Here is an 18,259-nt window from a genome sequence, read left to right as displayed (position 1 = left end):
GCTACAGGATCGGGAATGTGGTGATCTGATCCTGATTACGGCCAAAAGTTCGATTTATTCAACAAAGCCGGTATAAAGTTTAGTTTCTTCGTTATCGTCTTCGCGTCCCGGCGTTTTGAAATTAAATCGCGTAATCATGAAGCGGAAACTGAAATAATAAATGGGGAACAGCGGGATCCCGATGAGAATAGCGTTTATCCAGTGACTCTTCGTATTCCCCTGCAAAACACCAAAGAGAATAAAATCAATTAAGCTGCCGGAAAACGTCTGGCCGACGCCGACATTAAAGATGTGGCAAAGCATGAATGACAATCCGGCCAGAAGGCAGTGCAGCACGTATAACAATGGCGCGGCGAACAGGAACGAGAATTCAATCGGCTCCGTGATACCCGTCAGAACGGCGGTCAGGGTCGCGGATAACAGTAAACCTAATACCAACCGGCGTTTTTCCGGACGCGCGGTGTGATAAATCGCCAGCGCCGCGCCGGGAATACCGAACAGATAGAACGGGAATTTACCCGCCATAAACCGCGTCGCTTCGACCGAGAACTCTTTGGTATTTGGGCTGGCCAGTTCAGCAAAGAAGATATTCTGCGCACCGGAAACCGTCACGCTGTCGATCACTTCCGTGCCACCGAGACCGGTTTGCCAGAACGGCATGTAGAAAACATGGTGCAAACCGAAAGGGATCAGCGCCCGTTCAATCACGCCGTAGATAAACGTTCCCGCATAGCCCGCGCTGTTAACCAGTCCGCCGAGGTGCAAAATCCCGTTCTGGATGGTCGGCCAGATGTAAAACATCAGGATCCCGACAAACAGATAAGTGATGGCCGAAATGATAGGAATGAACCGCGTACCGCCGAAAAATGAAAACGTTGCGGGCAGTTCTATCCGGTAAAAACGGTTATGCAACGCGGCAACCCCAAGGCCGGTGATCACACCGCCGAAAACGCCCATTTGCAGCGAATTAATCCCCAGCGTCATGCCGAGAGCGCCGTCCGGCAACGCGCCGGGCGTCAGTAATCCGTTGATGTCCAGCATGGCATTAATGGTGGCGTGCATAATGAAAAATCCAATCGCACCGGAAATAGCGGCCACTTCTTTTTCTTTTTTCGCCATGCCCATTGCGACGCCGATGGCGAACATTACCGGCAGATTGGAAAAGACCACGCTGCCTGCACTTTTCATAACCGTGAGCAAAGCGTGAAGTACTGTGCCATTTCCCAGCACAGATTCCAGGCCGTAAGAGTGAATGGTTGTCTGGTTAGTGAATGATGCACCGATGCCCAGTAATAACCCGGCCACAGGCAACAAGGCGATCGGGAGCATAAAAGAGCGCCCGATACGCTGAAGGATGCCGAACAATGTCGATTTCATAGGATTCTCTTGTTCATGTAGGGGAACAGTTTTTTTTCATCAGAAAGGGCATTGGATCGGAGAGCCCGTTTTTGATGCCTTCGCGATAACTTCACAACAATCATTATCAATGTGAAGTTATCGCAATTGCAATCGTTTTAAAAGATCGACTTCACAATTTTAAAAGTTAATGTGAATTTACTGAAAGCGTCAGAATGGCGGGCGTAAGTGAAGTAGCTGAATCATTGGATGCGCTAAAGACATTGCTGAGAGGAAGACGCATTTTATTCACATTAATTTATCGTAATGTGAATGTTACGCCGTTTAGTTTGACGTCCGTATTCAACAGGTTGATCCCTTGTGTTAACCTTTACGCTTCCTAATCAGTGCAGAGACGGTATGAGAAATGGCCAAAAATGAGGGTGTAGTGCAGGAATCGGACAGTGCTCTTGCGATAGGGGCACGGATCAAAATGTCCCTTTCCCAGCTCAACCCTACCGAACGCAGGATCGTCGAATGGCTCATTATCAAAGGCAATATCAGCCAGGAAACCAGTCTGCGTGAAGTGGCCGCGGCGCTGGAGGTCTCTGAACCGCTGCTGGTGAAGGTGGCGAAAAAAGTCGGGTTTTCCGGTTTTCGGGAAATGCGCACGGCGCTAATCAGCTATTTTGAGTCGCTGCCGTATGAGCGGGAAGAGGAAATCACTGAGCATGACAGCCTGGATAACGTGCTGGATAAGGTGTTTTCGAACAGCATTCAGGTGCTGAAAGAAGCGCGTTCGGTGGCTGACGCGGCCACCATCGGCAAAGCCGCGCGGCTTATTTTTCAGGCGCGACGGGTGATCATTTTTGGTGTCGGCGGTTCGGCCTCCGTCGGCATGGACTTCGAACATAAATTGCTGCGTATCGGGATCATCAGCCACGCCTACAGTGATTTCCACCTGATGCTGATGGCCGCCAGCCAGCTTGACGAAAAAGATGTGGTCATCGCCATCTCGCAGTCCGGCGAAACGCGTGAGATGCTCAACGCCGCTCATACCGCCATCGCGAACAAAGCAAAACTCATCTGTATCACCAATGACAACGGCTCCCCGCTTTCTCAATGTTCTGATTTATCTATTTTCAGCCCGGCAATGAGTGGCCCGCTACTGGGGCAAAATGCGGTGGCGAGGATCGTACAACTGAACCTGCTGGACAGCCTCTTTATCGCCATTCTTCTGGAAGATTATCAGGGCAATAAAGAAAAACTGTCGCGCGGAATCGACGTGGTCAGCCCGTTACATGCGGCGAAGTGAAGAATGCGCCATTCTGCCGATATCTTCCGTTTCCAGAATGGCTTTTTGATTGCCATAACGGACCAGATTTAACATTGCTTTCCCGATGTCTTCCGTCGTCAGAATGGCGCGGGGAAACAGACGTTTCAGCAGCGGTAATACCGGCGATAAGATCTGATAAAGAACCCGGTAACGGGTTGTTTTGGAACGCGCGCCGTTCAGCGGCTGGATCATGCCAGGCCGGAACATCCACGCAGAGGCAAAGCCTTTTGCCAGAAGGGCATTTTCGGTTTTCCCTTTCACCCGCGCCCACATACTTTTGCCCTGCTCCGAGCTGTCCGTTCCTGCACCGGAAACATAGATGAACGCCATCGCCGGGTTTACCTGATACAGCTTTGAGGCCACGTCCAGCGTCAGATCATACGTAATTTTGCTGTACTGTGCTTCGGTCATGCCCGCCGAACTGACGCCGAGACAAAAAAAGCATGCCGTATACTGGCTCATTTCATTCGTTGTGAAAGGGCTGAGAAGATCGGCGGTAACAATCTGCCTGAGCTTCGGGTGACTTTCCGCCAGCGGCGAACGCACAACCACCGTCACCGACTTCACGTCATCCGCCCTGAGACATTCAAGCAAAACGCCCTGACCGACCATGCCTGTCGCGCCATAAATCAAGATATCCATTGAATGCCTCATCGTTTTAAAATTCGTTCAGTGAATGGATTATAGAGGGGAACGCCGGGCTTTCAGGTGGTTTTTCGTGTCCTGGAAAATTGTGTGTCAGGCATAAAAAAGCCGGTAACACCTGAAAGTGTTACCGGCTTTTTACTGCGTTCTTTACCGAACCAGACTTACGCGTTCAGCAGTTGCTGTGCCGTTTTCTCAACCAGCGCCAGCAGGACTTTGACATCCTCCAGCGTTACGGTCGGGTTCAGCAACGTCAGTTTCAGGCAGGTCACGCCGTTATGCTCGGTCACGCCCACGTTGGCACGACCGGATTCCAGCAACGCATCACCGATTTTCTGGTTCAGCAGCGCGATAGCCGCGTCGCTGGCGGTCGCCAGCTGCTGTGGACGATAACGGAACAGAACGCTGGCCAGCTGTGGCTTCATCACCAGTTCGAGCGACGCTTCGGACATCACGAACTGCGCCACGTCTTGTGCCAGTGTGACACCGTGATCGATGATTTCGGCGTACTGTTTCTGACCCAACGCTTCCAGGCCCATCCACAGTTTCAGCGCATCGAAACGGCGGGTGGTTTGCAGCGATTTAGACACCAGATTTGGCACGCCAGCCGCTTCGTCGAACTCAGAGTTCAGGTAAGCCGCCTGATAGCGCATCAGCTCGTAGTGACGCTCTTCTTTAAGCAGGAACGCGCCGCAGCTGATGGTCTGGAAGAACTGTTTGTGGAAGTCCAGCGTAATGGAATCCACCCGTTCAATACCGTCCAGATAATGACGATATTTTTCAGACAGCAACAAGGCACCGCCCCACGCCGCGTCAACGTGCACCCAAATCTGGTGCTCCGCGGCCAGTTCAGCAATTTTACGCAGCGGGTCGATAGCACCGGCGTCGGTGGTACCGGCTGTTGCGACTATCGCCAGGATCTGCTCGCCGTTGGCCTGAGCCTGTGCCACTTTCTCGCGTAAATCGTTGAAATCCATACGGGCGAATTCATCGGTTTTGACGAGTGTTACAGACTGATAGCCGAGGCCCAGCAATGCCATGTTTTTCTGCACGGAGAAGTGCGCGTTTTCAGAACATAACACTTTAATTTTACGCAGGTTACCGGTCAGACCATCCTGCTGGATGGAGTGTCCCTGACGGGCGAAGAACGCGTCACGCGCCAGCATCAGCCCCATCAGATTGCTCTGGGTGCCGCCGCTGGTGAACACGCCCGCATCGCCAGCCTGGTAACCGACCTGAGTCCGCAGCCATTCAATCAGCTTCATCTCGATGATGGTCGCTGACGGGCTTTGGTCCCAGGAGTCCATGCTCTGGTTAGTGGCGTTAATCAGCACTTCCGCGGCCTGGCTGATCACCAGACTCGGGCAATGCAGATGCGCCACACACTGCGGGTGATGCACCGACAGGCTGTCTTTCAGGAAATATTCAATCGCACGTTCAATCGCAGCCTGGTTGCCCAGGCCCTGAGGATTGAAATCCAGCGTAATACGCTCACGCAGTTGTGCAACGGTTTTCCCCTGATACATCTCAGGTTGTTGCAGCCACTGCACAACAGCTTCACTGCTCTGTGCAATGGCCTGCTGGTAGGCTTCAGTGCTTTGCGCTGAGCCTGCCAGAATCGGGTTTAACTCGGACATCAGAATCTCTTACTCCGCTCAGACAGGTTTGATGCCAGCCGCCAGCAGCGCCTGCTCAAACTTATCGAGGAAAATACCCAGCTCATCGTTCGTGATCAGCAGGGAAGGCAACAGGCGCAGCACGCAGCCATTACGGCCACCACGTTCCAGGATCAGGCCAGCACCGAAGCATTTTTTCTGCAACAGCGCAGACAAATCGCCATCAGCCGGGTAGCAACCCATGTGATCCTGCGCTTCGTTCGGTTTAACGATCTCGATACCAATCATCAGGCCCAGACCACGCACATTACCGATCACCGGATAACGTTTTTGCAGGTCAGCCAGTTTGCCTTTCAGCCATTCACCCTGCGCGGCGACTTTTTCTGCAATCTTTTCTTCTTTCAAGATTTTCAGCGTCGTCAGACCGGTAGCCATTGCCAGCTGGTTACCACGGAATGTACCGGTGTGGTGACCCGGTGCCCAGGCGTCAAACTGTTTCTTGATACCCAGAACCGCCAGTGGCAAACCGCCGCCGACCGCTTTAGACATCACAATGATGTCCGGCTCGATACCCGCGTGTTCGAAGGCGAACTGTTTGCCGGTACGGCAGAAACCAGCCTGAACTTCGTCGAGGATCAGCAGGATGCCGTGTTCCTGAGTCACTTTACGGATGCGCTGCAACCACTCAGCCGGAGCCGGGTTCACGCCGCCTTCGCCCTGAACGGCTTCCAGAATAACGGCCGCAGGTTTGCGAACGCCGCTTTCCACGTCGTTGATCAGGTTTTCGAAGTAATAAGTTAATGCTTTAACGCCGGCTTCACCGCCAATGCCCAGCGGGCAGCGGTACTGGTGCGGGTAAGGCATGAACTGCACTTCCGGCATCATGCCGTTTACCGCTTCTTTCGGAGACAGGTTACCGGTCACCGCCAGCGTGGCGTGTGTCATACCGTGATAACCGCCGGAGAAGCTGATGATGCCAGAGCGACCGGTGACTTTTTTAGCCAGTTTCATGGCCGCTTCTACCGCATCCGCACCGGACGGGCCGGTGAATTGCAGGCAATACTCTTTGCCCTGTTGCGGCAGTAAAGAAAGCAGATATTCTGAGAACTGATCTTTCAACGGGGTTGTCAGATCCAGTGTATGTAACGGCAAGCCGCTGGTAATGACATTTTGGATGCTTTGCAGCACGTCCGGATGATTATGTCCAAGAGCCAGCGTACCGGCACCGGCAAGGCAATCAAGATATTGATTATTCTCAACATCGGTGATCCACACGCCATTGGCCTTCGCAATTGCTAACGGCAACTTGCGCGGGTAGCTCCTGACATTCGATTCAAATTCAGCTTGTCTCGCCAAATAGGTTTCATTGTTTCCGTTTAATGAATTCGCACCTAAACTGTCAATACGGACTTTATCCGTCATCATATCTCTCCTACAACCGCAGGTTATGGAAACGCTGCAATTGAATAAATGTATTTAAAAGGTAAGTACCATGAGAAAAACGCGGCCAATATATGGCTTTTTACTCTGTACCTCAATAATTTATTTTGTATAGAATTGTTTATTCTTTTTTAACAGAATCAATATGTTGCTGATTTAGTGAACGATCGTGCTGACTTAACTCCGTTACACGGTCATTAATAAAGCACTAAAAAGCACTTCCTGTCAGGTAAACAACGGGTAAACGCGTGATACCACGGGAACAAAATTGCCCTTAAGTGACATCGCATCGCCCCGCGCTGGCCGTGACTTCGCACCGGCGCGAAGGCCGGATAGCAGATCCCAAAAAGAACATTGTTATTATAGCCTGCCGGATATAAGGCGGCCGCAGATAATAACCTTGCGGGCAGTAAATGGCTGAATATTAGCCGAATATAAATTTTGAAATATATTACACCGATATAACGGCGGGTTATTAATGAAGTAATTCGGACTTTTATTATATCGGCGAATAACGGAAACGCGATTTCCTAAACGGATCCGCATTATTGCTAGCTATTTTTCGCCTTATCTTTTCCTTTGCGGTAAAGGTCATACAGCGCGACGTAATCATGAAAAACCTGCACCAGAAAGGCGTCGGCTTCATGGCCGAGCGTAATGTTGGTCTGCATCTGATAGCGCGCTTTTACCGCATCAATCCACAGTTTCTCCGCCGCCGGGCCGGGTTCCTGTACCAGATGCGCCAGCCAGTAGACGCTGTTACGCCTGACCGTCACCACCGGATCCGGACAACGGCAGCACCACCAGACCGGTTCGAGTATTTTTGAGAACATCACGGAACTGATCCCCCGCCAGGCCTGCACGGTATAAGGAGGCGGCGTCCACGCACTTTGCCAGTGAACCGCCTGCCCCGTCAGCAACGACATCATCAGCGCCTGCGCCGGGGGCGATAAAATTTTGGTCATGTGCTCCCTTTATCCTTCTGGCTAATCATCTAAAAACCTTAAGAAAGATAGCCTGTCTCATCGGGAACGCTGAATTTTATTTATCGGGAGTTCAGCGCAGGATGATTATTTCGGCAGAACCAGCGTAAAACGGCTGCCTTTGTCCGGTTCGCTTCCGACGACAATTCGGCCACCGTGCAATTCCGCAATGGTCTTCACAATCGCCAGCCCGAGGCCGGTGTTTTCAGTCAGGCTGCGCGAAGCGTCGATCCGGTAGAAACGGTCAAAAATCAGCGGCAGATGTTCCGCAGAGATTCCCTCGCCCGTATCTTCGATACTCAGCCAGACAAACTGCGCGCCCCTACAGAAAGCCGCCAGAAAAATGACAACTTTGTAATGTTTCCGCAGGCTCTCTCCGATTAATGAACTCAGTTCATAAAGGTATGCGGATTGCCCCCTCTAATCCGATGAACCTTCAGCGACTATGATTCAGTCCACGTTACGCTTTCGTTGTCACTCATCCTGAAATCACAGGATTTTGGGATTACAGGATGAATCTCCACACAACGGATCGCAGATCCCACGGACACTGAACATATCACGTCAATACTGAGGAAAATCACATGCACAAACGCTTACTGGGCAAATCTGGCCTCGAAGTTTCGTCTCTCGGTTTAGGCTGCATGGGGCTGAGTTTTGGTTACGGCGCCGCAACCGAAACCCGTCAGGCCATTGAACTTATCCGCGCCGCGGTCGAACGCGGCGTGACCTTCTTTGACACCGCCGAAGTTTACGGCCCGTACCTCAACGAAGAAGTGGTCGGCGAAGCGCTGGCACCGGTGCGCGATAAAGTCGTGATCGCCACGAAATTTGGTTTCACCTTTGGCGACGATAACAAACAGCAAAACCTCAACAGCCGCCCGGAACACATTCGCGTTGCGGTGGAAGGCTCGCTGAAACGCCTGAAGACGGACGTCATCGACCTGCTTTATCAGTAGGAAGAACACAACGATCTAAGGACATGAAAAATATGAATTAATTAGCAATTATCGACAAAATTAACCGACAAAATCTCACCTTCTAACCCATTGATTTCAATGTACTCAAAAAACGTTTTGCAGAAAGCTTTTCGAACAAATTTCCCGTAAAGATCACCCCCACTTTCCCTTAAGCTGTTCGATCGCCAATTCAATAGATAGATGCGTTTCGCCGGTTAACTTCTCATATTGCTCCTGCAGCCTCTCCAACTGAAACGCCACCTGCCCCCTGCTGATTTCTTCGCCGTTCTGCGCCAGCATCAAACAGCACTCACCGACCATTCTGCACGCTTCATCAAAAACTGGATCTGAATCTGCCATCGTTTTCTCCTTTTAAAATTTGAGCTTCATTCCCATATCGTACCTGCACGGAAAACAAACTTAACTCAAATTAACCATATAAAACAAATTGGTATTGTTCTAAAATTCGCCGGACTTTCAAAAATAAGGAGATTTGAAAAATGGCAATACCAGCATATTTATGGCTTAAAGATGACGGCGGCGCACTTATCAAGGGTTCAGTAGACGTCAAAGATCGCGAGCACTCAATTGAAATAACATCGTTCAATCACTCCCTCAGCATTCCTACCGACAACGGAAATGGAAAATTGACCGGCACACGCCAACACGGCGCGATGCAGGTCGAAAAGGATTTTGATTCTTCTTCCCCTTACCTTTACAAAGCCGTTGCAACCGGCCAGACGTTGGAATCAGCTGAATTGAAGTGGTACCGGATCAATGACGCGGGTCAGGAAGTCGAGTATTTCAACATGTTCCTTGAAGGCGTAAAAATTGTCTCCGTCGTCCCGATGATGCACGACACCAAAACCGTCATCAATGTCGGTCACAAAGAAGCTATCCAGCTTCGTTATCAGAAAATCACATGGAAATACCTGGATGGGAACATTCAGTATAGTGATGCGTGGAATGAGCGCGTAACGGGGTGACTTAGAATGGATACTACCGAACAGGTCAGCGGTTATTACTTCAACGGGCTATCAAACATCGGTGCGGGGGAGTTGTATTTTTGGGTGTTTCTTGATGAAGCTGGCAAGCAATTAGGTGTGTCAGACCTGGCTGGGCTTGCAATGTTTATTCTAGGCCAGCCGATTATGTCTACTCGCACCAAACCGATAGGTGCAACCAAAGGCACGTCGCCGCTCAGCTTCTACTTGCGGCAATGGCTAAAGCAAGAGGTTAACCTATGGCCTACGCTAACCACTGGCAGTATCAGACGCCTTAAATTCTCTTATGTGACTAATCTCGGTGCATTTGTTGGCCGCTGGATACCATTTATTGGTGTGGTTATCCTTGCAAGCGACATCACTCAGATCGTCTGGAAAAGTACCAGTCGTTACAACACTATAGCGAAAGAGAGCGACCGCTTATGGTGAGCGATGAAGATGTAATAGCGTGGTTTAACGCAAGGTGGAATAAGAAAGGCAAATGGCCTGTCATGATTGATACCAGCCTAACCACTGGGCGTTATGTTTTGGTGTGGGAAACTGGCGAGGAAATTATAGAAAGCTACGTTAAAACCTACAAGGTTGATATGGCGACATTTAACTTCCTCAAATACTGGCCGAACGAAAAGCCCATGTTGCCGCAATTCCTTGTACCGAAACCACTACGGGGTGATTATCCTGCTCCCGAGCCGCTGACACTCAGAATGCTGGCTGAATCTGCACGAGCGGGACGGTGGCTCTATGAGTAAACAAGAGATACTCGATGAAGTTTAAAAAAACGCTAATGATATTAGCCGCCATAGCCTGGTTCGCAGCAATCTGCGTGGCTGGTGAAATCATTGATGTAATCTGGGCCTGAATGAAAATTCAGGTGAATGGGCCGCGCTAGAAAAAGGGATTTTTAGTCCCCGCGCTACAGAGCGATAAGAAGCGCACTCTTTTTATTTAACGTTAAATTTACATGGGACTTTGCGAAACATTTTTGTTGTATATTTATTTATCTTTCAGACGATATTATGCGCCTGCAATATGAGCTGAAAGTTCATGTTGTGTTTCTTGCCTGAAACAACATTGGTGCTCAAGCACCTCCCCGCCAGCTAACATATCCCTGTCTAATCTAGCTGGTGGGTTCTTTTCCCTTACTCACTTACTTACTGAAACTACTTCTCATTTGCGTTTAAATACCGTTTACCATATTCCAATTATCATTATCCATGACGAGAATACGTCTTATTTTACAGGCTTATTACAAGCTAATACGTGCGACATGTTTAAACCCGCCTTCCTTCCCGATGGGCGGGTTCTTTTTTTATTGAGGCACTCCCGGCCATTCAATATCGGGCGCTGTCGATAAGTCTAATGCCTTAAGTACCTTGATACAGGTTAGCCACACTTGCAGGCTGGCCTTGTCATCGTCAGATATTGTTTCCAGCATCAGCTCTGCTTTCCAGTTACTGATTTTTGCATTGGCGTCCGAAAGTAATGCTGCGCGTTTACTTTCAGCAATGGAGACATAATCGACGGTATATTTGCCATTCACAATGCTGGCGTTATAGCCCTCTGTGACAATGTTCTCCGGGGCTTCGTCCTTGTCAATTTCCCAAACCGTCATATCCACAGGGAACAGTAGCGCCCCATTTTCAGCTACGACAATGATTTTTCCCGTATCGTCAGTGCCAGCATAAACACTTTTGGCTATCCGCTCTTTATCCCAGGAAATCGTGTACCAGTCCGTACCGTCTTCATTGCGCAAATAGTTAATATTGCCGTCCGGTGAATCCGGTGTATAACGCGAAAACTTACCTAATAATTTCATTTTATTATCCTGCATTAACCCAATTTCCGTTTACTGCATACATCGGATAGGCATACACAATCTGATTAACGCGGTCATCGTTAACTGTCATTGATGCGATGCCCACCGCCCCTTGGGGTACTACCGAGCTATCTGCACCCGAGACGGTAACTCGCGCACCAATCTGCATGCCGGTGATAAAGTTCTGATAGACCCAGTTAGTTGTTGCGTACCCGCTGAGGTCTTGCTGAGGCTGTGGGTTGCCCGGGCTGTATACTCGTTGACCCGCTTCGGAAAGCGTGCCGCCGGTGTTGAGGTCACCAGTGCCGGAAATTGTCACACGCCCAGTTTCAGCGGTATTTTCACTATTTACTATGCGGAAAATAAAGCCGCCCAGGCCACCACCCCGGTTATTGATGAAATCAGACTCACCCTGACCGCCCGATTCATTCCAGCCGATAAATGTGCCTTGAACTTCCGCCCCCGGATTGGCTTGTTGAGTTGCGCTTAAATAGGTCGCATTGACATGACCGCCGACGTTGCCGCCAGTCTGAGGATAAGCGCCGGTCTGTGCTGCCGTTGGGGGGTGCCCCCCATAAAACAGCTCGCCCATTGCGGTAGAATCCACCTGAACAATCAGCTTCTCGCCGTCCCAGCCCACATAAACCTTATTGCTCTCCATGCCAGTGCCACCCCCCTGCTGCACGGCGGCATAGTTGCCGACTTTGTCCAAACTAAGATTCTCTTTTGCCTTATTTTTATCGTCTAAATCAGCCAGATTTTTCGATACCTGTGAATACCGTCCATCCAGTGAAACCAGAGGAAATAATGCGGTCCAGTCACCGGCTGATGCCGTGGGCTCAACGGCGGTTTCTTTGACCGCCCGGTAAACAATATCGTTATTCACCACCACAGATTTTACCGGCCAGGTTCCCGCCGCCCACTCTGGCAACGCATTTTGCAGCAGCCAGAGAATGTTACTGTCAATACGGTGCTGCAGGGAGTTGTCCCATTCCATCGGGGGAATACCATCGGTCGCATCGGTCACACTATTCCCGTCCGGATCTTTACCGTCGAGTGTTACGCCCCAACCGCGCTCAATAGACGGGAAGTCTAAAACCTCACCATCGGACGCGCCGGACGCAAAAACCTTACCGTCAGGTCGTTTACCTGCCATTTTATTTCTCCTCAAAAACGTAATTTACCCCCGACGCACGCGGCAGGATATCCAGAGTTTGTGCGCAGAACAGCGCAAATTGTGACGCATTGGTCACGGTAATTTTCCACTCGCAGGCGGCGATAACGTCCACGGCATACTTGCCGATACCGAATAGCAGTTCGCAGGCCATCTCCACGCTGTCCATGTTGCAGCGCGAAAAGTTTTTTATGATGCGTACGCGGATCATCTGACGAAATTCGGTATCGTTCAGCACGCCTGAACTGGCGATCGCATCACCGTGGCGGTACCAGGGCGAACCGCCCGCCCCTTTATGCTGATACCCCTTTGTCTGGCTTTGGCTGCGCGTAAAAGCGAAAAACTCACGCTCTATGGCGCCGCTCAGTGTACGGTCCTGCCCGACTATTTTCCCGATAATGTCCAGATTCACGCCTTTCGCATTATCGATATCCAGCATGTCCGGCACCGACAACAGACCGGTAAACGATACGCCCATATCATCGGCCAGCGCCTGTATCGTTGCCGTAGCCTTAGGTTTGGTCATGTACTGCGCGATCAGAAGGCTGGCATAACCATTGGTCATGAGCTGGCATCCTCAACGATGGTGACCGTCACGCCAGTCGCCAGGAACCGTGCTTTCTCACGCGGAGCAATTTCAACGCTCAGCACGTCTGCAGGCGTATCACCATCACGCGCCAGCGCCACCTCGCGCACATAAACGCCGCTGATAGCATTAACCGCTTCTGTCACGTCTGAGGCATAAACAGACGCGCCGGTTTTGTACGCCAGCGCCACGACGGCATTAATGACGGACTGCGTATCGACATAGGTGAAATTAGCGCGGCGTCCGATTGAGATTTTCGCGGTGATATCCACCGGCGTCGGCCGGTCGAAGGGAATGGAGATGGTGTTGCCGCTATAGCGGGTGATATCAACACTCACCGCCCCCTGCAGACCGGTACCCGGCCAGTTATCATAAATGGCCTGTGCAATCTGGGTGTTATCGCCCCCTTCCACCACATAATTAACGCTGTAAGGCGCTACGCCGTTGTCGTCCGTTTTGGCCGTACGGTTTTCCAACGGAACAACGTCGGTCACCCCTGGCAGTGCGTACAGGTCGCTGACCGTGCCATCGATGCAGTTTTCCGACGGACGTGCCCGCGATTTGTAAAATCGGGCCAGCAGCTCCGGGTCGGTTTCTTCTTCCTCGCCCAGCGTAGCCACGACGGTCGTGGTCGCCGACGTCCAGCCATTGGTTACAGTGACAATATCAAGCTCGGTGTCTGCATCCACGCTGTACTGGCCTAATTCAGAAGACCGGAAATCGGTTTTCACCGTGCCGTCTGCGCCGAACGTGGCGTTGCTCTGCGTTATCCACTGCACGCCGTTCCCGTCGCGCACGATGGCACCGGCGGGCAGCGTTTTTTTCGCTGTGCCGGCCAGCAACACATCCGGCAAAATGGAATAAGAAGCTCCGCGTCGGCTGATGCCTGAAAACGCCACCTTTTGCTCGAGCCAGGTGCCGGTCGCATTGTCTGGATCGTTGGCCTGATAAACAGCGAGGATGACGCCTTCAATATCTGCCCGCATCTGCGCGAAAATGCCAATCATCTGACCGTCCGGATCATCGGCATCCGTCAAAATGTCATCGCCGTAAATGCTTTTGAATTTACTCACCAGCCCCGAAAAAATGTCATCGAGTTTATCGGCCACGTAGCCGGTGGATGTGACGTTTCCCATTACACGCTCACCTCGTTAGATTCCCCGTAAATGTCGGTATAGCTTGCCGTAACGGAGAGTTTTCGTAATTTACTGTTAAAGGACGAGACGAAAGAATCCAGCGTGCTCACGCCGTCCGTGCTGAGAATGCAGGCGCGAATATCCGACTCAAGCTTGAGACGGTTCCCCCGCCGCGACATGCGGTCCAGCCAGGCAATGCCGTGATCGAGATTGAGAAACCAGTCGTTTTTAAAACTCTTCAGCCGCGTGGCCACTTTCTGCCTGACCGCTTCGGATTTGGTGGCGTACGACAACCGACCGCGCCCGAATGTCCAGTCACCGTTCGCGTCAAGTCTGCGCGTTCTCATGGTTTTGCCTCCGACGTCGTACCGCTCTGGCTGTCGATGTGGTGGTGTGATTTGGTACCGATGCCGTCAACGGTGACATCACCGCCAGTAACCGTCACGCCGCCGGAAATATTCGCCGCGGTACCGCCCTCACCGCCAGAGGCAGAAAGCCCGCCGTTGCAGGTCGTTTCTCCCTGAATGGTGGCCGTGTCATCCATCGTGACCGGTTTCATAAACTCGGCTTCGCAGTGCACCGTCAGTTTTGCCCCGTCGATTTCAACGTTGCTGCCGTTATCGATAGAGACATAACCGGCACCGTCGAGCTGGCGCATCACAATGGCGTCGTTCCTGAATGCACCGATAGCTTTCGCGAGGCTGGATACCCCGGGCAGAAAAAATCCGTCGCTTAAATCATGCTGACGGAATTCAGGTTCCTGACTGACCTGTCCGCTGGCAAACCAGCCATCGATGCAACGATCGGCAAAGATCGCCAGCCCTTCATCACCGGCGCGGATGGGGAACGTAAAGGCAAAGCCGCCACCGCGCGGAAACTTCACCGGCACATCCACCAGCGGAGGCAAACTCATCACAGAACCATCAGCATCCGTCCCCGCAATGGCTACCTGCAGGCTGACCGTCTGTTTTTCTAGATCAAAGGCCGTGACGATGGCCGGGAGCGCCACCCGCAATTGCTGCCCAAAGTCGCTTTTTGCCGCATCGAGCACGGCGTCAACCGAGGCATTCTCCCGCGTGTACTGCGTCATGAAGTCACCTCATCAGTTTTCTTTTTCCGTTTATGCTTCAATTTTTTCGCCTTCTTAAATTTTCCGTTAACCAGCGTCATGCGACATTCCCAGCGCGACGCGTGTGTATCACCTTGTGATTGCACCCCCACGACTTTGTAATCGCCGCCATAATCCGCCACGATAGATTTGATGCGGACCAGTGAGCCGACAATAATTTCTGGCCGCAGGAGGCATGACACTTCGAGCCCGTTATCTGACGCACGCGGGCTGCCCAGCATGCCGGTTTCTTCACTGATCAAGGCGCCCTCTCCGGGCAGGCAATAATCCGGGTGCAGAATATGCAGCGTGCCGTTCTGAATGCTCCAGTCCGCGCCATGATGATCGGCAACCTGTGCCAGCACAGCGCGGGTCGGCCCGTAGCACACTTTCCCCCTCGTCAGCGTTACATCAGAGGGTAAACCGACATTGCCGGGCGTTACGTCGTCCATGGTGTCCACGCACTGGCCGATCACATCGTCATGGGTGCTGCCTGCGGATAGCGTGACGTTGATAAACGCATTCCGGTAAGCCGTCGCGCCGTCGTCGCAGGTCAGTTCTTGGATAAAATCGAGCCCACTGCGTACCACCAGCGGTTTGGTGATTTGCCCCGCATATAGCACACGACAGTTTGCGAGCGTGCCGTAGCCCACCGCCAAAATGACCTTGTTATAGTTTCCGCTGGCTATCTGCCCCCGGTGTGAAGGGTTGAGGTTGAAGACGCTAATTTTCGCTTTATTAGGCGTTTTATCGTGGGTATGGGTAATCGAAAATGTGATGCGGAGATTGGTGATTTGAATCGATTCTTTCTCGTTGCCGATAGTCAGAATATACTGCCGGCCATACTGCTGAATATTATTACTCATCGCTCCTGTCCATAACGTACAGCAGGCAACGCGCGCCGAGATCGTTTCCGCCGTAAGGGTTTAAATTCAGCCCGCTGGTATCCTCAAGCCAGAACCAGAACGGTAGTTGAGTACGGTATAAAAGCGGAACGCCCACCACCAGCGCGTAACCTCTGGCGTACACCGCTTCCGTATCGGCATCCTCCACATCCATATGCCACTGGCCGCCCGTCGGCACCGGGTTGTAATACAGCGTGAGCCGGACATGCGTCGAGCCAACGGTGAAGGTCATCGTCTGATTGGGTTCCGATCCGACCGGTAACTGATAAAGAATGCCCATCACTGGATCCCCAGTTCGTTGAAAACGCGCGAATCGTCATCCGTTAACGTGACTTTAGACGTTTGCACCTCGCCTTTGTTGACCGCCGCCGCCGACTGTTTTGCCGTGCGGCCCTGCGTTTTTTTCTCAGACGGGACCGAAATCCCGCTGGCGTTCTGAGAAGTTGTGATAAAAATTTCCCGGCACTTGAGCGAAAATTTAGCGGATCCGGCTTTGGTGACATTGACCTGTGCCTCGAGAATGAGGCATTGCTCATAACTGGCCGTACTGCTCACGATGGATATCGGTACCGCCGATTGCTGCATCGAGCGCAGCGCCGTCAGCGCATCCGCAACGCGCTGGTCGCTGGTGGCTAAATCTGTTGCGTCAACGTTCATCAGCGACGGCAACCATTGCGCCAGCGCCCGCTGTCCCGTAGAGCCACCAACCAAACTGGACGCCGCCGCCGCGACATGATCAATCACCCGGTTAGCCAGATTGACCGCCTGAATAGTCATGCCTTTCAGTGCACCGGGGATGGGAACGCTGTCGATAAAATCGGGTTCCCGGATGTAATTATTCTCCGCCACCTGGTTAAACAACGTATCGCCCGCGTCGAAATCAACCATCACTCCGGAGATTTCGAACGGACGGGGCAACAACACGGCGTGATCGGAAATTTGAGAACCCGACTCAACCGGGTTGTCGGTCACCTTCAGTTCAGAACGATGCATTTCATCGGTTACAACGTCAAAAACAAAGGTGCCAATGGTGGTGGTTATAGCGGTATCACTCACGGCTTACGCCCTCCCGCGCCTTGATTTGCCATTGTTGACGCAAGACCGGCGTTAGCACTTGCCAGCCCTTGTTGCATCTGGTGGGCAAAATCTTGCGGAGAATCTGCAGTAACGGAAACGTGATCCACATGCACATGCAGGCTGTTATCCGTCGTTTGCGGCGCAGCGGCGGCAGGTGTGTTGAGCGCCGCCCCTGACTGGTAGGTTTTCCCTGTCCCCGCCCCCGTTGCCACTGCATGAGCGGCATTATCATCATCCCGGGCCACCAGCCGCGACGCCCAGAGTTGCGGATCCTGCTGAGCAATGCCCTGTGCAATCTGTTGTTTATCCCAGTCAGGATGTTGCCTGTGCATCGTGGCCGCCACGTCAGCGAAACGTTGGCGCGTGTTGCGTTTATCCGTATTAATAGCAACTTCGCGGTCAACGTACGCCCCTACGCCGCCATTATGTTCGGCCTGCTTGCTGGCGAGATCTTTTTTCTCATCATCGGTCAGCGCCGGAGCCATATGCGCTTTAGATAACATATCCCGCATTTTTAATGTGCCGATATCGAGATAATCCAGCCAGTAGCGAAGCCAGGCCATCATGCGGGTAATGCCATTATCAAAAGTGGTGAAAAAATCTTTCAGAAAACCGGTAGACATACCGTCTTTAAATTTCCCCCACTGATTGATAAGCGTTCCGATAGCAAACACAGCGGCTACAATGGCGATGGGTATCAGTGCAATCGGTGCCAGGACCGCATCCATCAAGATCCCCAGAGCAGTGATCGTTTCTTCACCCGCTGCGACCAGCTCCATCGCCGTCGCCACTTCCCGGAGGTAGCGCCCAAACGACATAGCCATCTGTACGATGGCCGCCCATTTTGAAATCAGGAACATGGATCCGATAACAAAAGCGATGCTGTTTGCACTCCCCAACCATTTATCAAACCAGCCGACGACACTCCCGGTGAGGCGGATCAGTTCTCCAACGGCTTTTACAATAGTGGCGAGAATGCTGCTGATGGCCTGCATCGTAATTTTGGCGTCCGGGGATTTGGAAAACGTCTCCCAGTCCGATACCAGTTTCGACATTTCATCTTCCAGTTGGCTTTGTTGAATAAATCGGATTTAGATAAAAGCTCCCCTCGTCGCCGACTTCCTCAGGTAATCCGTACA

At 51.9% G+C, this 18,259-nt stretch carries 21 protein-coding genes and 1 pseudogene; 5 read left to right on the top strand and 17 right to left on the bottom strand.

Annotated elements, in window-relative coordinates:
* Positions 1–54 precede the first annotated feature (54 nt).
* Positions 55–1,377, bottom strand: a complete 1,323-nt coding sequence (locus tag J8X26_RS14600; RefSeq protein ID WP_244370581.1) for a PTS transporter subunit EIIC — start codon at positions 1,375–1,377, stop codon at positions 55–57.
* A 385-nt stretch (positions 1,378–1,762) separates the two neighbouring features.
* On the opposite strand from J8X26_RS14600, the gene J8X26_RS14595 reads away from it, so the two are divergent.
* A complete protein-coding gene (locus J8X26_RS14595) occupies positions 1,763–2,650 on the top strand; it encodes an SIS domain-containing protein (protein ID WP_152323800.1) in 888 nt (295 codons plus the stop codon).
* On the opposite strand, the gene J8X26_RS14590 is transcribed toward J8X26_RS14595, so the two are convergent.
* The 5 genes from J8X26_RS14590 to J8X26_RS14570 form a co-directional block, all read right to left on the bottom strand.
* Complete coding sequence (locus tag J8X26_RS14590; protein ID WP_208951234.1) at positions 2,633–3,313, bottom strand: epimerase; 681 nt, start codon at positions 3,311–3,313, stop codon at positions 2,633–2,635. The two genes, J8X26_RS14595 and J8X26_RS14590, sit on opposite strands and share 18 nt — an antisense overlap.
* Before the next feature lie 167 nt (positions 3,314–3,480).
* Complete coding sequence (locus tag J8X26_RS14585) at positions 3,481–4,953, bottom strand: aspartate aminotransferase family protein (RefSeq protein WP_165060193.1); 1,473 nt, start codon at positions 4,951–4,953, stop codon at positions 3,481–3,483.
* Positions 4,954–4,971: 18 nt separating this feature from the next.
* Positions 4,972–6,357, bottom strand: a complete 1,386-nt coding sequence (locus tag J8X26_RS14580) for a diaminobutyrate--2-oxoglutarate transaminase (RefSeq protein ID WP_152323797.1) — start codon at positions 6,355–6,357, stop codon at positions 4,972–4,974.
* Between the two features lie 566 nt (positions 6,358–6,923).
* Positions 6,924–7,337, bottom strand: a complete 414-nt coding sequence (locus J8X26_RS14575; protein WP_244370579.1) for a hypothetical protein — start codon at positions 7,335–7,337, stop codon at positions 6,924–6,926.
* Positions 7,338–7,442: 105 nt separating this feature from the next.
* Positions 7,443–7,694, bottom strand: coding sequence for a sensor histidine kinase (locus J8X26_RS14570; protein ID WP_374101281.1), 252 nt, complete (start codon positions 7,692–7,694; stop codon positions 7,443–7,445).
* 245 nt (positions 7,695–7,939) lie between these two features.
* Here J8X26_RS14570 and J8X26_RS14565 point away from each other — a divergent pair.
* Positions 7,940–8,311 (top strand): annotated as a pseudogene (locus tag J8X26_RS14565) (aldo/keto reductase); the annotation flags it as partial.
* A gap of 156 nt (positions 8,312–8,467) precedes the next feature.
* On the opposite strand, the gene J8X26_RS14560 reads toward J8X26_RS14565, so the two are convergent.
* Positions 8,468–8,674, bottom strand: coding sequence for a DUF2767 family protein (locus J8X26_RS14560; protein ID WP_208951233.1), 207 nt, complete (start codon positions 8,672–8,674; stop codon positions 8,468–8,470).
* A 140-nt stretch (positions 8,675–8,814) separates the two neighbouring features.
* Between J8X26_RS14560 and J8X26_RS14555 the strand changes: the two genes are divergently transcribed.
* Genes J8X26_RS14555 through J8X26_RS14545 form a run of 3 tightly spaced genes read left to right on the top strand, consistent with a single transcriptional unit; the run spans position 8,815 to position 10,067 of the window.
* On the top strand, positions 8,815–9,300 hold the full coding sequence (locus tag J8X26_RS14555; RefSeq protein WP_208951232.1) for an Hcp family type VI secretion system effector: 486 nt from the start codon (positions 8,815–8,817) through the stop codon (positions 9,298–9,300).
* 6 nt (positions 9,301–9,306) lie between these two features.
* Positions 9,307–9,747 carry an STM2901 family protein gene (locus J8X26_RS14550; RefSeq protein ID WP_208951231.1) on the top strand — a complete coding sequence of 147 codons (441 nt, stop codon included), beginning with the start codon at positions 9,307–9,309 and terminating at the stop codon, positions 9,745–9,747.
* A complete protein-coding gene (locus J8X26_RS14545) occupies positions 9,741–10,067 on the top strand; it encodes a DUF1493 family protein (protein ID WP_208951230.1) in 327 nt (108 codons plus the stop codon). Before J8X26_RS14550 ends, J8X26_RS14545 begins: the two co-directional genes overlap by 7 nt.
* 560 nt (positions 10,068–10,627) lie before the next feature.
* On the opposite strand, the gene J8X26_RS14540 is transcribed toward J8X26_RS14545, so the two are convergent.
* The 10 genes from J8X26_RS14540 to J8X26_RS14495 are packed head-to-tail and all read right to left on the bottom strand — an operon-like array spanning position 10,628 to position 18,175.
* The gene (locus tag J8X26_RS14540; protein WP_208951229.1) at positions 10,628–11,134 is read right to left on the bottom strand and encodes a tail fiber assembly protein; all 507 of its coding nucleotides are present in this window, start codon (positions 11,132–11,134) and stop codon (positions 10,628–10,630) included.
* Positions 11,135–11,138: 4 nt separating this feature from the next.
* On the bottom strand, positions 11,139–12,290 hold the full coding sequence (locus J8X26_RS14535) for a hypothetical protein (protein WP_208951228.1): 1,152 nt from the start codon (positions 12,288–12,290) through the stop codon (positions 11,139–11,141).
* 1 nt (position 12,291) lies between these two features.
* Positions 12,292–12,873: a DUF2612 domain-containing protein gene (locus tag J8X26_RS14530; protein ID WP_208951227.1), complete on the bottom strand. Its 582-nt coding sequence runs from the start codon at positions 12,871–12,873 to the stop codon at positions 12,292–12,294.
* Complete coding sequence (locus tag J8X26_RS14525; protein ID WP_208951226.1) at positions 12,870–14,030, bottom strand: baseplate J/gp47 family protein; 1,161 nt, start codon at positions 14,028–14,030, stop codon at positions 12,870–12,872. Before J8X26_RS14525 ends, J8X26_RS14530 begins: the two co-directional genes overlap by 4 nt.
* The gene (locus J8X26_RS14520; protein WP_208951225.1) at positions 14,030–14,377 is read right to left on the bottom strand and encodes a hypothetical protein; all 348 of its coding nucleotides are present in this window, start codon (positions 14,375–14,377) and stop codon (positions 14,030–14,032) included. Before J8X26_RS14520 ends, J8X26_RS14525 begins: the two co-directional genes overlap by 1 nt.
* Positions 14,374–15,120 (bottom strand): Gp138 family membrane-puncturing spike protein, encoded by a 747-nt coding sequence (locus tag J8X26_RS14515; RefSeq protein ID WP_208951224.1) that lies wholly within the window; start codon positions 15,118–15,120, stop codon positions 14,374–14,376. The genes J8X26_RS14520 and J8X26_RS14515 overlap by 4 nt, the downstream gene beginning before the upstream one ends.
* The gene (locus J8X26_RS14510) at positions 15,117–16,004 is read right to left on the bottom strand and encodes a hypothetical protein (RefSeq protein WP_208951223.1); all 888 of its coding nucleotides are present in this window, start codon (positions 16,002–16,004) and stop codon (positions 15,117–15,119) included. Before J8X26_RS14510 ends, J8X26_RS14515 begins: the two co-directional genes overlap by 4 nt.
* Positions 15,997–16,323 (bottom strand): hypothetical protein, encoded by a 327-nt coding sequence (locus J8X26_RS14505; protein ID WP_208951222.1) that lies wholly within the window; start codon positions 16,321–16,323, stop codon positions 15,997–15,999. The genes J8X26_RS14510 and J8X26_RS14505 overlap by 8 nt, the downstream gene beginning before the upstream one ends.
* Entirely contained in the window at positions 16,323–17,099 is a 777-nt protein-coding gene (locus tag J8X26_RS14500; RefSeq protein WP_208951221.1) for a phage baseplate protein, read from the bottom strand. Before J8X26_RS14500 ends, J8X26_RS14505 begins: the two co-directional genes overlap by 1 nt.
* The gene (locus tag J8X26_RS14495) at positions 17,096–18,175 is read right to left on the bottom strand and encodes a hypothetical protein (RefSeq protein ID WP_208951220.1); all 1,080 of its coding nucleotides are present in this window, start codon (positions 18,173–18,175) and stop codon (positions 17,096–17,098) included. Before J8X26_RS14495 ends, J8X26_RS14500 begins: the two co-directional genes overlap by 4 nt.
* Positions 18,176–18,259 lie beyond the last annotated feature (84 nt).

This window comes from Rahnella sp. ChDrAdgB13, from assembly GCF_017655185.1.
In the GTDB taxonomy this organism is placed as follows: domain Bacteria; phylum Pseudomonadota; class Gammaproteobacteria; order Enterobacterales; family Enterobacteriaceae; genus Rahnella; species Rahnella contaminans.
This window is presented reverse-complemented; position numbering and strand designations above follow the sequence as displayed.